The sequence below is a fragment of the Thermanaeromonas sp. DSM 22490 genome, from assembly GCF_056378755.1.
Genome location: NZ_JBJHHE010000021.1, coordinates 1 through 14,070, shown reverse-complemented (window position 1 = coordinate 14,070; position 14,070 = coordinate 1). Strand labels below are relative to the sequence as shown.

The following is a 14,070-nucleotide window of genomic DNA, read 5'->3' as shown; positions in this document are numbered from 1 at the left end:
TAGAAAGTAATCAAGGAATTATCAAGAAATTGTTAAGAATGGAGTTGCACACCTCATAAATTAATTTCGACCCGGCTGGACAATCTTATTTCCTTTATATCCACCTGGCAGCGATAGGCCAGGACCTCGACTCCCAGACCCGCTGCCTCGCGCAGGGTTCGCGCAAAAAGCGGGTCCGTCTCCTCATTAGGGGCAAACTGCTGGGCATCTTCCCGCTGTATAAGGAAAACCACCGCCGCCCTGAAGCCCTGTACCTTAAGCTTTTCCAGTTCCTTAAGATGGCGGCTGCCCCTGGTAGTGGGTGCGTCGGGAAACCGGGCTTCCTTTCCCACCACCAAGGTTACGGATTTCACCTCCACATAGCAAGGCACCCGGCCTTCCCCTGCCAATAAGAAATCCAGCCTGCTGGGTCCCACCTTTACTTCCGGCCTTATGTTGCTATAGCCCTGAAATTCGGGTATTTCTCCGGCCCGAACAGCTTGGGCAAAAACTTTATTAGGCAAGCGGCTATCCACGGCCACCAGTATCTCACCGTAGCGCACCAGCACCACATCAAACTCGGTCCTTCTTCCCGGGGCAACTCGGGGAGCAAGGTAGAGCTGGACTCCCGGCTGCAGCAGCTCGGCCAGCCTTCCCGGGTCGGCCAGGAAGGCCTGGACCACCCGGCCTTGGCACCTGGCGCGTACCAGAAAACGATTGGGCCGCCCTTCGAAAATTGCCGGGCAAAGACCTGGCGGCAAGGGGATAGACATAACCTTTATCACTCCGCACAAATTACGTTAACTCTTTTATATTACCTGGAGCACCAGGCATTTCAGGTAATAGGACTCATCATAACCCAGGAGAACCGGGTGATCGGAAGCCTGACCGCGCCGGGCCACTATACGCAGACGGCGCCTGGCATCCCGGGCCGCGCTAAAGACAACCTCCAGGAAAAGGCCTTCCGGCATATGGTAAGAGCAAGAACAGGTTACCAAGTATCCTCCTGGCGGTAAAAGCTTCATGGCCCTCAAATTGATTTCTTTATAACCCCTGATAGCCCCTTCCAGAGCCTTTCTGTTCTTCACAAAGGCTGGCGGGTCTAAAATGACTACATCGTATCTTTCGCCTGAACGATCCATTTCTCTCAAGGCATCAAACACATTGGCTACCTTAAAGGAGCAGGTGGTTTCATAACCGTTTAGAGCTGCATTGCGCCGGGCCATTTCGATAGCTTCTTCCGAAATATCCAGGCCTAGCACTTCCCGGGCGCCATAACGGGCTGCATGCAGGCTAAAACTCCCTGTATGGCAAAAGCAGTCTAACACCCGTGCTCCCCCGACCATGGGCCTTATAGCGGCCCTATTTTCTCGCTGGTCCAAAAAATAGCCTGTCTTCTGGCCCCGGGCAATATCCACATACAGCTTAATCCCGTTTTCTCGAATGATCACCAGGGGGTCAAAGGTCCCTTTAAGGAAGCCGGTTCGCAATTCCAGGCCCTCCAGCTCCCTTACCGCAGCATCGTTGCGCTCATAAATGCCCTCAGGCTGGATTAATTCGTCCAAGAGTTTCACCAGCGTCTCTTGGAAACGATCAATCCCTAAAGCCAGGGTCTGGATCACCAGGTAAGGGCCGAATTTGTCTACAATCAACCCGGGCAAGAAATCCGCCTCGCCGAATACGACGCGGTAAGAATCAGTATCAGCACCTTGGAGCACCTTCTGGCGATAATTCCAGGCAGCACTCAGACGCCGGCGCCAGAAAGCTTCATTAATTTCTTCCGCGCGTTCATAAGTGAGCAGGCGAATAGTAATCATAGAGGCCGGGTTGATATAACCCCGGCCTATAAATTTACCCCGGTAATCTTCTACTTCCACAATATCTCCTGGTTCGAAGGAGCCGTAAATATCTTCTATTTCCGTCCGGTAAACCCAGGGGTGGCCTGCTTTAATTCGCTTCTCTTCCTCCCTCTTAAGGCGCACCCTTGCCATGCAACTGCTCACCAACCTCTTAAGTCAGCTTATTGCCCGCACTATATACTGGTCAGTTAAACAACGGGCCTCTGGCTGCTAGGAAGTGATTCTTCCCGTATAGCTCGTACTTTATGCAACCTGGCCACCAGTTAGCACTTTTCCATGGTCTTGCCCAGGTATTCCCCTACTATGCGCATGGCGCAGAAGTCGCCGCACATGGAACAAGCCTCGGCCGTGGCTACATTGCGCCTGGACCTATAATGTCTGGCCTTGACAGGGTCTAAAGCCAGCTCAATCTGCTTCTCCCAGTCCAGGGCTTTGCGGGCCTGGGCCATAGCCTTGTCCCATTCCCACGCTCCTGGAATACCCTTCACCAGATCCGCCGCATGCCCAGCTATACGGGCAGCTATAACACCTTCCCGGACGTCCTCTACAGTAGGTAGCCCCAAATGTTCGGAAGGAGTAACGTAACAAATAAAGTCCGCTCCGGCAGCTGCAGCTATAGCTCCTCCTATGGCTGCAGTAATATGATCATATCCCGGAGCCACATCGGTTACAATGGGCCCCAGCACGTAGAAGGGAGCCCCATGGCATAGGCGCTTCTGGAGGAGTATGTTGGCTTCGATCTGGTTTAAAGGCACGTGACCAGGCCCTTCCACCATGGCCTGCACCCCGGCTTCCCGGGCTCGATCTACTAATTCACCGAGAATAAGCAACTCTTGGACCTGGGCTCGATCCGTGGCATCAGCCAGGCAACCGGGCCGCAGGCCATCGCCCAGGCTTAAAGTGACGTCATAGCGCCGGGCAATTTCCAAAAGGCGGTCATACTGGGCATAAAGGGGATTTTCTTCTTGGTGATGGAGCATCCATCCCACCAGGAAGGACCCGCCCCGGCTAACTATGTCAGCCACTCGCCCTTCCTGGCGCAGACGCTCTACCACTTCCAGGGTAACCCCACAGTGCACGGTAATAAAATCGACGCCGTCAGCGGCCTGCTCCTCGATTACCCGGAAAAGATCATCGGCTGTAAACTCCACCATGCTACCGTAACGCTTCTGGGCTTCCACTGTAACCTGGTAAATGGGTACTGTACCTACCGCTACCCGGGAACGGGCCAGGACTTGGCGACGGCACGCATTAATGTCGCCCCCGGTACTCAAATCCATAACGGCATCGGCCCCGGCCTCCAGGGCTGCCTCCAGCTTCTTAAGTTCCTCCTCAATATCCGGGTAAGCAGTGGAAGTGCCGATATTAGCATTTACTTTAGTTCTCAAACCCTGGCCAATACCACAAGGATCCAGATTGGTGTGGTTTTGGTTGGCTGGAATCACCACTGTACCTTGAGCTACGCGCTGACGCAGAATTTCTGGATCCAATCCTTCTTTCTCTGCCACTCGCTTCATTTCTGGCGTTATTTTCCCTTGGCGGGCAGCTTCCAACTGGGTCATTTGGTATACCACTCCTTTTCTTATTTCACGTTCTGGTAAAATCTTTAGCCACCTACAAAAAAAGTCACCTCCGGGAAATAGGTGACTTTTTCTAGCTAAACCTTCCCACTTCCCTCCGCTGGTATTACCCAGAATCAGGTTCCAAGGGTTAGTGCGCAAGGCACTTCTCAGCCCTTACGGGCACCCCCGGGGCTATTGGTATACAATTTTATAATAAATTTTATACTATTATTCGCCATACGAAAAGATTTTCCTGCCAATTTCCCTGTTAAAAAAGGGCACCGGAAAAAATAATAAATAACGGGTGACAGTGAGAAACAGACGTTACCAGCGCCAGGATAACAAAGGTATCACCAAAAACCATAGGTGACGTCCTTTTTCAAGAAAGGAGATCAGCATGGCCTCAGAAAAGGATGAAATCTTAAGGAAAAAAGTACAGGAGATATTGGAGAGCGATAAAGATTTGCGGAGTTACGCTTTAAAAGCGGACGTGGTAAAAGGGGAAGCCCAGTTGCAAGGAATAGTAGATACCTTGATAGAGAAAAATAGGGCAGAAGAACTGGTGCGCAGGGTTCCCGGCATTAAAAGCGTAGCTAATGCTATATCTATTAGCACCGACGGCCCTATCACGGATAAGGACGTGGAATTCGAAGTAGCCGAAGAACTGGCAGCCAATCCCGGAGTAAACCTTCGTCACATTGGCGCCGAAAGCCACGATGGTATCGTGATCCTTAAAGGCAACGTCACGGACCCTGGTGAGATTGAAGCCGCCCGGAGCGCAGCCGCCAAAGCCCGGGGAGTGAAAAAGATAATCAGCCAGGTGAAATTAAAGAAACCAGAAGAGCCCTTAACTGAAATTTTTCATACCCAAGTCAGGAATGACAGCGATTAAAGACCAGATCTCTCCCCAGGTTCTGAGCAGCAATCAGGGCTTCCGGGTGCTCGCGAACAGCACCCCAAGCTTCCACTCCGCGCACCAGTAATTCCCGACAATAACTCATGCCTAGGGCTTTAAAAAAGTATTTGCTGGTAAGTATAGCTCCTTCAAACAGCTTGGGCCCCCTGGTAGCTCCTACGGCAATAAGGGCTCCCCGCTTTTTAGCGTTATCTTCTTTGACGGGATCCTTCCAGGAACGGTTCCAGAAAACCTGGCAGCGATCTATCATGGCCTTCACCTGAGCCGTCAGACCGTAAAAATAAACGGGCGAGGCCAGGATCAGAGCATCAACCTGTTCCAGCCAGGGGTAGATAATATCCATATCATCTCGCTGGATGCATTTCCCCGAGCGACAACTTTCACAGCCACGGCAGGGATTTATCTTAAGTTCAGCTAGCACTATTTTATGGCTCTGTGCTCCGTATTCCCTAGCTCCCGCCAAAGCTACATCCAGTAATAGCTCGCTGTTTCCAAAGCGCCGCGGGCTACCAGCTATGCCTAAGATTTTCATGGCTTTAGTTTTCGCGCTCCTTTCAGCGACCCCTCCTAATTACAGCGAAAAGCCGGGCACCAAACCCGGCTAAAATATAGTCTAAGCGTTCAAAAGGCTATGTAATTCACATAAGTGGCGCCTTTCCTGCCGCAGCAGTTCGTCAATAAATCGTACTTCCGTCTGGGATACCAGATTTCTTAAACCGGCAAAAAACAAAAGGGAATCTTTTTCAAACCTGATAGCCAGATCTAAAGCTTCTTTATCGGAATGTATCTCCTCCGCTAAAGCCTCGGGATCTAGATCCCGCGAAAAGACATGGCTGTTCACCAGAGCTTCCATATAAGCATCGTATTCTCCCGGATAAGACTCTGGCGGATCATAACTGCCCACACCCTCGGCTAGGCGAGCAAAATCCAAGACGTGCTGTTCCTCTTCTTGTGCTAGCCTCTGGAATAGCTGTCTTGCTCTATCATCCTTGGCCGCTGCTGCCATGGCCTGGTAAAAGGTACGGCCGTTTTTTTCAATGGCTATAGCGAAATTAAATACTTCACTGGCTCGAAACATTTAACCCACCTCTTATCGAAAGCCTCTAACTTCCACCACCGCAATCGGGAATATAACAATTAGCATCTACAAAACTACAGCTAGACTGACAAGACGGGCATTTATCCGGCGGTACCTCTCCTTCATAAAAATATCCGCATAGCGAACACCGCCACTTTGGCAAAACAATCCCTCCTCGATATAAATTACGATTAGCATTTTAATTCGCTACTTTTTTCGTCCTTTCCTGCCGATGCTCAAATCTTTTCCTTAAAGACCGGTAGACCCGTGGACTTCCTCTCTTTGGTAAGTTAAAATTAAAGTGAAATGATAATCATTAAACAAACATCCCGAAGGGGGTTTACTTATGAGCCAGCCCGTGGCTATAGTTGAAGGCATTTATTGGGTAGGATCTGTGGACTGGAACATTCGCCATTTTCACGGCTCCGCCTTTTCTACCCACCGCGGCACCACTTATAATGCTTATCTTATTATAGATGAGAAGATAGCCCTAGTGGATACTGTTTACGGGCCTTTTGCCGAAGAACTAATTGCCAAACTAAAAGATCTCTTGGGTTCTCGTAAAATTGATTATCTCATAATCAACCATACTGAAACCGACCATTCAGGTGCCTTCCCGGCCATGAGGAACCTGTACCCGGAGGCCAAAGTTGTGTGTACCCAGCGCGGCCTAGAAGGCCTGCAAGCCCATTATGGCGGCGAATTTGATTGCACTGTCGTTAAAACAGGGGATACCATCCGGCTCGGCCGTCGCTCCCTCACTTTCATCGAAGCCCCCATGCTCCACTGGCCGGACAGCATGTTCACCTACGTACCCGAAGAGTCCTTACTCCTCCCCAACGATGCCTTTGGACAGCACCTAGCCAGCAGCGGGCGCTTCGATGATGAAGTGGACGGCGCCGTTCTGCTAGATGAGGCAGCCAAATACTACGCCAACATACTCATGCCCTTCAGCCAATTGATCACCAACAAGTTAGAAGAAATTAAAAAAATGGGGTTAAATATAAAGATCATCGCCCCCAGCCACGGTATCATCTGGCGTCAAAATCCCGGGCGTATTGTAGAGGCTTATGCCCGTTGGGCAGAAGGCAAAGGAGTGGCCAAGGCCATCATTGCCTATGACACCATGTGGCAGAGCACGGAAAAAATGGCTTATGCCCTTCTAGACGGGCTGGTAGCTGGAGGAGTAGAAGTTAAGTTATTTAAGCTATCCGTTTCCGACCGCAGCGATATTATTAAAGAGATCCTGGAAGCCCGGGCCCTTATGGTGGGCTCCCCTACCATAAATAACGATATCCTTCCCACAGTCTCTCCTCTGCTGGACGACCTGGTGGGCTTAAGACCGGGAAATAAAAAACTAGGACTGGCCTTTGGCTCCTACGGCTGGGGAGGGGGTGCGCAGAAAATTATAGAAGAGCGGCTCAAGGCTGCTAAAGTATCCCTTATAGAGGCCGGGCTGGCCGTTAAATGGGTGCCTACTGCCTCTGATCTAGAGAGATGCTTCCAGGTCGGTAGGGAGATAGCAGCTAAAATTAAAGACTAAAAGGAGGAACATACCTTCATGGATGTTAAAGCTTTGCACCGCCTATCCTACGGAGTCTATGTGGTCACCAGCAAGCAGGGCGAGCGTTTTAACGGACAGATCGCCAATACGGTTTTTCAAATTTCCTCCGAGCCGCCCACGGTAGCCATCAGTATAAACAAGCAAAACCTCACCCATGAATTCATCCAGTCCAGCCAAATCTTTGCTGTATCTGTGCTGGCCCAGGATGCCCCTCTATCCCTCATCGGCCAGTTTGGTTTCAAGTCCGGCCGGGAAGTAGACAAATTTTCCGGTATCCCTTATAAACTAAGCCCCAGCGGCCTGCCGTACTTAACCGATCACACCCTGGCCTACCTGGAAGCTAAAGTGAGCCAAAGCATCGAGGTCAATACTCACACTATTTTCATCGGCACCTTAACTGATGCGGCAGTGCTTCGCCCAGGCGAACCCATGACTTATGCTTACTATCACCAGGTCAAGCGCGGCACTACTCCTAAAGCAGCGCCTACGTTCATACCTGCAACTCCTGAAACGGTTACTGCTGCCGCAGCCCCTAAGTACCGGTGCAGCATCTGCAACTACATTTACGATCCTGCTAAAGGCGACCCGGAGCGCGGTATTGAGCCCGGTACCCCCTTTGAAAGACTTCCAGAGGGCTGGACCTGCCCCATCTGCAATGCCGGTAAAGAAGCTTTTGAGCCGGAAGAGCATATATAAAGCATATAATAAGAGGGAGCCTTACCAGCTCCCTCCAAAAATTTTACTATGCTTTTACGGAACCAATTGTGCCCCATTTCCGCGCTATTAAGCTTTCTTCAATACAATCTTACCCTCTTCAACCACCGCCAGCACCTTGTCGCCGGGGCCAAACTTGCCCTGCAGCATTTCGTCTGAAAGGTTATCTTCTATAAGTGTCTGTATGGCCCGGCGCAAGGGCCTGGCGCCGTAAGCCTCGTCAAAGCCTTCTTTGATGAGTATCTCTTTAGCTTCTTCGGTTACCTCTACCTGGATATTGTTGTCTTTCAAGCGTTTATTAAGCTGTTCCAGCATGAGGTCTACAATTTTCTTGATGTCCTCTACAGTCAAAGCGTGGAACACAATTATCTCATCTATGCGGTTTAAAAACTCCGGCCGGAAGGTACGGCGCAATTCCTCCATAATGCGCTTCTTCATTTCCTCATAAGAGTCGGCCGCGACTTTGACCGCGCCGGCCTTAAAGCCGAGACTCTCTCGCTTAATGGTAGTAGCTCCTACATTGGAAGTCATGATAATAACTGTGTTGCGAAAATCCACTGTACGGCCTTTGGCATCCGTCAGGCGGCCATCTTCCAGTACCTGAAGAAGGATATTGAAAACGTCCGGATGGGCCTTTTCGATCTCGTCAAAGAGTACCACACTGTAAGGCCGTCGCCGTACAGCTTCAGTAAGTTGCCCGGCTTCTTCATAGCCTACATAACCCGGAGGAGCACCCACCAGCCTGGACACCGTATGTTTCTCCATGTATTCCGACATGTCTAACCTTATCATGGCATCTTCATCGCCGAAAAGGGCTTCTGCCAGAGCCCGGGCCAGTTCAGTCTTGCCAACGCCGGTGGGACCCAGGAAAATAAAGGAGCCAATGGGACGCTTGGGATCCTTAAGGCCAGCTCGGGCACGGCGAATGGCCCGAGCCACAGCTCGCACCGCCTCGTCCTGGCCTATAACCCGCTGGTGCAAAATGTCTTCCAGGCGGAGAAGCCGTTCGGTCTCCTCCTGGGCCAGTTGGGCCACGGGAATACCTGTCCAACTAGAGACAATATGAGCAATATCTTCTGCTGTAACTGTGGACTTTTCTAGGCCCTTTTCTTTCTCCCAGCTAGCCTTTCTAGCTTCTAATTCTTCCTTAATCTTTCTTTCTTCATCCCTCAGCTGGGCCGCCTTCTCAAACTCCTGGGCATGGACCGCAGCTTCCTTCTCTTTCTGGATTTCCTCCAAGCGAACTTCTAACTCTTTCACATCTTTAGGGGCTGTGTAAAGGGTCAGGCGTACACGAGAAGCAGCCTCATCTATAAGGTCAATGGCTTTATCCGGCAGATACCGGTCGGTAATATACCGGTCGGATAGTTTGGCTGCTGCTTCCAGGGCCTCATCGGTAATCTTCACCCCGTGGTGAGCTTCATATCTGTCCCTTAAACCTTTCAAGATAGCTATGGTTTCTTCCACTGTAGGCTCGTTGACCATCACCGGCTGGAACCGCCGCTCTAGGGCTGCATCCTTTTCAATATGCTTGCGATATTCGTCTATAGTAGTAGCTCCAATGGTCTGTAGCTCGCCCCTGGCCAGGGCCGGCTTTAAAATATTGGCCGCATCAATAGCCCCTTCTGCGGCTCCAGCACCTATGAGGGTATGCAGCTCATCAATAAAGAGTATGATGTTGCCGGCAGCCCGGATTTCTTCCAGAACTCGCCTAAACCGCTCTTCAAACTCTCCCCGGTATTTGGTACCAGCCACCATACCAGCCATATCCAGGGCTACTACCCTTTTCCCCCGCAATATCTCCGGTACCTGACCCTGTTCAATACGCTGGGCCAGTCCCTCCACGATGGCGGTCTTACCCACACCGGGGTCACCGATAAGTACGGGGTTATTCTTAGTGCGCCGGCTCAAAATCTGTATTACCCTCTCGATTTCCTTTTCCCGCCCTATAACCGGGTCCAGCTTGCCTTCCCGAGCCAGGGCGGTGAGGTCACGGCTGAATTGATCCAGGAGAGGGGTCGCCGTACCCGGACGATGAGGATGCTTCCCTCCCATAGGTGCTCCCGCAGGCTGGTAACTAGGTGTACCCATACCTCCTATGCCGAAGGGGAAATTGCCAAAGAAAATACCAAAAGGACCCTGCACCTGTTGCTGCATCCCGCCGCCCAGTAAAGTCATAACTTGCTGGCGTACCCTTTCCGAAGTCAAGCCCAGGTTAGCTAGCACCTGAGCGGCGAGGCCTTCTCCCTCTTCCATGAGCCCCAGGAGAATATGTTCAGTACCTACATAATTAACACCCTGGCGCCTGGCTTCTTCCTGGGCCAACTCCAACACTCGTTTAGCCCTAGGCGTAAGGCCCAACTCGCCCTTAGGAGACCCTTCTCCTGGGCGTACAATTTTCCGCACTTCCTCCCGCACTGCCTTAAGGTTAACCCCTAGGCTAGCCAAAGCCCGCGCCGCCACACTGTCTCCATCTCGCAAAAGGCCCAGCAAGAGGTGCTCAGTCCCTACAGCCGGGTGGTTGAGATGGCGAGCCTCCTCTTGCGCCAAGCGCAAAACCCGGTGAGCCCTTTCAGTAAAACGCAATGCCATAATACTTACCTCCTCGATAGCATAATTTCCGCTTTATCCATGCAGCCTTTCCCGCACCAGAGTAGCCCTATGCACGTCGCGCTCAAAGGGAGTCATTTCCCTGCCCGCTAGGTGCTGTAGAAAGGCAGGCTGGATCATGAAGGTTAATTGATTTAACACCCGCTGATCAATGCCGCGAATTATTTTCATCTCCACTCCTAAACGTACGTCCGAAATAAGCTGCAACGCCTCCTGCGTGTTGAGGATGCGGGCATTGGTCAAAATACCATGAGCTCGTCCTATCCGGTCTTCCAGCTGCCACCGCCTTTCCCGGTATAAAAATTCCCGTGCCGCCCGTTCCTGATCAGCTAACTGGACTGCCACTGCCGAGAGGTTATTGATAAGTTCCTCTTCTGAGCGGCCTAACGTTATCTGATTGGAAATTTGGAACAAGTTACCCACTGCTTCTGTCCCTTCTCCATACAGGCCGCGCACCGCCACTCCTACTTTGGCCAGGGCAGACAAAATCTGGCCCGCCTGCTTGCTGATCACCAGGGCCGGCAAGTGGACCATTACCGAGGCCCTCAAGCCCGTACCCACATTGGTAGGGCAGGTGGTAAGATAACCCTTTTCCGGATCGAAGGCATAATCGAGCTCTTCTTCCAGCGCATCATCCAGAGCCGTAGCTAAACGCCATCCTTCGTGCAACATTAGAGCCGGTAGTAAGCACTGGATCCTTAAATGGTCTTCCTCATTGACCATAATGCTGATGGCTTCATCGTCCCTTAAAACCACTGCCTTTTCGCCTTCAGCCGTAGCTAGTTGGGGGCTAATGAGGTGTTTTTCTACTAGTATTTGCCGCTCCAGGGGGGTCAATTCCCGCAAGCGCTGTAAGTAGAGCTGGCCTGCGGTTTGCTCTACACTCGGGGCGTGGATAGACCGGCCTACCAGTTGCACCACTTTTCCTTCCTGGCGCGCATCCATGGAAGGAGGAAAAGGCATACCTTTTAAATTGCGCGCTAGACGGATGCGGCTGGACACAATAATATCGGCATGGGGGCCCGAACCCTCCATCCACTTGCTCAGGCGTTCAAAGTTTATGCCCATCATAACCCCTACCTTTCCAATCTGCTTTCCAACTCCCGAATGCGATCTCGCACCTGGGCTGCTCGTTCAAATTCTTCCCGGGCCACCAGCTCCTGCAACTCCCGGCGTAAGCTTTCTATCTCCCGCTGTAACCTCAAATTGCCCCCTGCTCGTCGCGGCACCTTCCCCCTGTGGTGATTGCTGCCGTGCAAACGCCGGAGCAGAGGATCGAGCCTCCTTCCAAAATAACGGTAACAGTCAGGGCAACCTAAAAGTCCGGTTTGTTGAAATTGGGCAAAGGTTAAACCGCACTCCCTGCACTGGCCGGTCTCTCTTTCCCCTCCTATCCCCGTACTGGGCTCGTAATTTAAAAGGCCGGCAAAAAACTTGGGCAAGGAAAAATCCCAGTGCCACTGCTTTTCAAACTCCCGGGCGCATTCCTCACAAAGGTGGAGCTCTGTCTTTTGATTATTAATAATCTGCGTTACATGGACGTTGGCCGGTTTTTGCTGACACCGCTCGCATAACATACTATTGCCTCCTTCACCTGAAATCGTCCCGCAGCAAAGTTAACAGCACCGCCCTCAAAATGGCGCTCCTTACCCTATCCCTTTGAGGCAACTCTATCGGCAAGGCATGGCGGTTAATTACGGCTTCCAGGAGCATTTTTTCCCGGCTGGTCAAGAATCCTTCCTGGTAAAGACGATTAATCACTTCCTCACCTACATCCTGAGATACATATTCGCTTACAGCGTCCTGCACCCACTCTTTAAACTGCCGCCGGTCCTTTAACGGCAGTCGCATAATGCGCACATAACCGCCGCCGCCCCTACGGCTCTCCACCAAATAACCGCGTTCTACAGTGAAGCGGGTTCCCAGCACATAAGTTATTTGGGAAGGAACACAAGCAAAGACCTTAGCCAGCTCCTGGCGCTGCACTTCAATAATGCCTTCCGGATTAGAGCTTAATAACCACTTCAAGTATTCCTCAATTCGGTCAGCTAAAGTCTTCCCTTCCATTAAAACCACCTCAAACTCCAACCCTAGCTCTATATATTGGTTGGGCAATTTGACTATCGTTTATCTTTTGATTTTATTTGACCTTTCTATTTCTTTTATAGCGCCTGTTCGGCGCTTAGGCAAATCCTGTTATAGCTTATTTTTTCCTAAATTATCTCGTTTAAGTCAGTAGTAGCACCCCAAAATCACTTTCCTGCTATAATTACCCTTTTATCCGGTCGTTTTATTCCCACTCTTTGATGGAGCACCAACTTTACTTGCTTGTTATATACCCCCCTAGATTTGGTTAAACTGTATGGGATAAAATAAATAAAAAGCCCACCAACCCAGGAGGGATTATGTTATGAGCGAACTTATAAACAACCGGGAATACCGGAAAAAGGCTTTAAAAGAAATTATCCTGGCCCTACACCAAGGTAAAACTGTAGAAGAAGTTAAGGGCAGATTTAGCGAACTCATTAAAGATGTGGCGCCTACAGAAATTTCTTTAATCGAACAGGAATTAATTAACGAAGGCTTGCCGGTAGAAGAAGTACAAAGACTCTGTGATGTCCACGCTGCTACTTTCAAAGAATCCCTGGAAAAAGTAGTGCAACCCGAGCTCATTCCCGGTCACCCGATTCATACTTTTAAGGAAGAAAACCGCGCCCTCAGCCGGCTTATGGAGGAAGACATTGGACCCCTTCTGGCTGAACTGGAAAAGGCCTCACCCGATGGCGAGAAAACGGTGGCCTTAAAGCTAGCAGAAAAACTTAACCTGCTATGGGATGTAGACAAGCATTACAGCCGTAAAGAAAACCTGCTGTTCCCCTACCTGGAGAAATACCAGATAATGGGACCCCCTAAAGTAATGTGGGGAGTGGACGACGAAATAAGAGCCCTTCTAAAGGAAACCCGGAATTTAGCTGTAAATTATAACCCCGACCAGAAAAAAGAGTTAATCTCTAAAACCCGAGAGGTTCTCTCCAAAATAAAAGAAATGATTTTCAAGGAAGAAAAAATCCTGTTCCCCATGGCTCTGGAAACCCTTACTGAAGATGAGTGGTATCGTATCATGGAAGACAGCGATGAAATAGGCTATTGCTTGATCGAGCCCCGAAAAGTCTGGAGACCTTCTAGAGAAAATATAGGGAAACCAGGCGAGAAACTGGCCAGCGACCATACTGAAGCAGGTTATATTAAGTTCGATACAGGACTCCTTACTCCTAAGGAGATAAGCTTGATCTTCAACCATTTGCCGGTGGACATAACTTTTGTAGATAAAGACAATATTGTAAAATATTTTTCCGCCACTAAAGATCGGATCTTCGCCCGCACACGAGCCATTATCGGGCGCAGGGTAGAAAATTGCCATCCGCCTGCCAGTGTCCATGTAGTGGAAAAGCTTATAGAAGATTTTAAGACCGGCCGCAAGGATGCGGAAAAGTTCTGGCTTAGATTGGGAGACAAATACGTCTTAATCCAATACTTTGCGGTAAGGGACGAGCAAGGAAATTTTGTGGGTACCTTGGAAGTGAGCATGGACATTAAACCTCTGCAGGCCATAACCGGTGAGAAAAGAATTATGGACTAAAAGGGGTAAAATCCTGCCCACTTAAAAAACAAAAGCAAAGAGCACCTGCTCCTTGCTTTATTTTATCATTTTAAGCTTTCTGGCAGCGACCTACTCTCCCGGGGGAGGCCCCCAGTACCATCGGCGCTGGAGGGCTTAACTTCCGTGT

General features: G+C 50.5%; 14 protein-coding genes, 1 rRNA gene and 1 riboswitch. Of the genes, 4 read left to right on the top strand and 11 right to left on the bottom strand.

What is annotated here, in order from left to right; translation table 11 throughout:
* Positions 1–53: 53 nt before the first annotated feature.
* From sfsA to thiC, 3 genes are all read right to left on the bottom strand, one after another.
* A complete protein-coding gene (sfsA, locus tag AC1BI1_RS12085) occupies positions 54–752 on the bottom strand; it encodes a DNA/RNA nuclease SfsA (RefSeq protein ID WP_476717553.1) in 699 nt (232 codons plus the stop codon).
* Between the two features lie 36 nt (positions 753–788).
* Positions 789–1,970, bottom strand: coding sequence for a class I SAM-dependent rRNA methyltransferase (locus tag AC1BI1_RS12080; RefSeq protein WP_476717552.1), 1,182 nt, complete (start codon positions 1,968–1,970; stop codon positions 789–791).
* 131 nt (positions 1,971–2,101) lie between these two features.
* Complete coding sequence (gene thiC, locus AC1BI1_RS12075; protein ID WP_476717551.1) at positions 2,102–3,400, bottom strand: phosphomethylpyrimidine synthase ThiC; 1,299 nt, start codon at positions 3,398–3,400, stop codon at positions 2,102–2,104.
* A gap of 93 nt (positions 3,401–3,493) precedes the next feature.
* A riboswitch (TPP riboswitch) is annotated at positions 3,494–3,598 on the bottom strand.
* Positions 3,599–3,797: 199 nt separating this feature from the next.
* Here thiC and AC1BI1_RS12070 point away from each other — a divergent pair.
* A complete protein-coding gene (locus AC1BI1_RS12070) occupies positions 3,798–4,292 on the top strand; it encodes a BON domain-containing protein (protein ID WP_476717550.1) in 495 nt (164 codons plus the stop codon).
* Here the strand turns inward: AC1BI1_RS12070 and AC1BI1_RS12065 are convergent.
* The 3 genes from AC1BI1_RS12065 to AC1BI1_RS12055 all read right to left on the bottom strand — a co-directional run bounded on the left by AC1BI1_RS12065 (position 4,273) and on the right by AC1BI1_RS12055 (position 5,557).
* Entirely contained in the window at positions 4,273–4,848 is a 576-nt protein-coding gene (locus AC1BI1_RS12065) for a flavodoxin family protein (RefSeq protein WP_476717549.1), read from the bottom strand. The genes AC1BI1_RS12070 and AC1BI1_RS12065 overlap by 20 nt on opposite strands.
* 81 nt (positions 4,849–4,929) lie before the next feature.
* Positions 4,930–5,394, bottom strand: coding sequence for a ferritin-like domain-containing protein (locus tag AC1BI1_RS12060; RefSeq protein ID WP_476717548.1), 465 nt, complete (start codon positions 5,392–5,394; stop codon positions 4,930–4,932).
* 25 nt (positions 5,395–5,419) lie between these two features.
* The gene (locus tag AC1BI1_RS12055; RefSeq protein ID WP_476717547.1) at positions 5,420–5,557 is read right to left on the bottom strand and encodes a rubredoxin-like domain-containing protein; all 138 of its coding nucleotides are present in this window, start codon (positions 5,555–5,557) and stop codon (positions 5,420–5,422) included.
* Positions 5,558–5,740: 183 nt separating this feature from the next.
* On the opposite strand from AC1BI1_RS12055, the gene AC1BI1_RS12050 reads away from it, so the two are divergent.
* On the top strand, positions 5,741–6,937 hold the full coding sequence (locus tag AC1BI1_RS12050; RefSeq protein WP_476717546.1) for an FprA family A-type flavoprotein: 1,197 nt from the start codon (positions 5,741–5,743) through the stop codon (positions 6,935–6,937).
* A gap of 18 nt (positions 6,938–6,955) precedes the next feature.
* On the top strand, positions 6,956–7,654 hold the full coding sequence (gene rd, locus AC1BI1_RS12045) for a rubredoxin (RefSeq protein ID WP_476717545.1): 699 nt from the start codon (positions 6,956–6,958) through the stop codon (positions 7,652–7,654).
* An 87-nt stretch (positions 7,655–7,741) separates the two neighbouring features.
* Here rd and AC1BI1_RS12040 read toward each other — a convergent pair whose 3' ends face one another.
* From AC1BI1_RS12040 to AC1BI1_RS12025, 4 genes are read right to left on the bottom strand one after another with little or no spacing between them, the layout of a single operon-like run.
* Entirely contained in the window at positions 7,742–10,264 is a 2,523-nt protein-coding gene (locus tag AC1BI1_RS12040; protein WP_476717544.1) for an ATP-dependent Clp protease ATP-binding subunit, read from the bottom strand.
* 33 nt (positions 10,265–10,297) lie between these two features.
* On the bottom strand, positions 10,298–11,350 hold the full coding sequence (locus AC1BI1_RS12035; protein WP_476717543.1) for a protein arginine kinase: 1,053 nt from the start codon (positions 11,348–11,350) through the stop codon (positions 10,298–10,300).
* Between the two features lie 8 nt (positions 11,351–11,358).
* On the bottom strand, positions 11,359–11,859 hold the full coding sequence (locus AC1BI1_RS12030) for a UvrB/UvrC motif-containing protein (RefSeq protein ID WP_476717542.1): 501 nt from the start codon (positions 11,857–11,859) through the stop codon (positions 11,359–11,361).
* A gap of 13 nt (positions 11,860–11,872) precedes the next feature.
* The gene (locus tag AC1BI1_RS12025) at positions 11,873–12,349 is read right to left on the bottom strand and encodes a CtsR family transcriptional regulator (RefSeq protein ID WP_476717541.1); all 477 of its coding nucleotides are present in this window, start codon (positions 12,347–12,349) and stop codon (positions 11,873–11,875) included.
* 343 nt (positions 12,350–12,692) lie between these two features.
* Between AC1BI1_RS12025 and AC1BI1_RS12020 the strand changes: the two genes are divergently transcribed.
* Positions 12,693–13,922 carry a DUF438 domain-containing protein gene (locus AC1BI1_RS12020; protein ID WP_476717540.1) on the top strand — a complete coding sequence of 410 codons (1,230 nt, stop codon included), beginning with the start codon at positions 12,693–12,695 and terminating at the stop codon, positions 13,920–13,922.
* Between the two features lie 77 nt (positions 13,923–13,999).
* Here the strand turns inward: AC1BI1_RS12020 and rrf are convergent.
* Positions 14,000–14,070, bottom strand: a 5S ribosomal RNA gene (gene rrf, locus AC1BI1_RS12015); the annotation flags it as partial.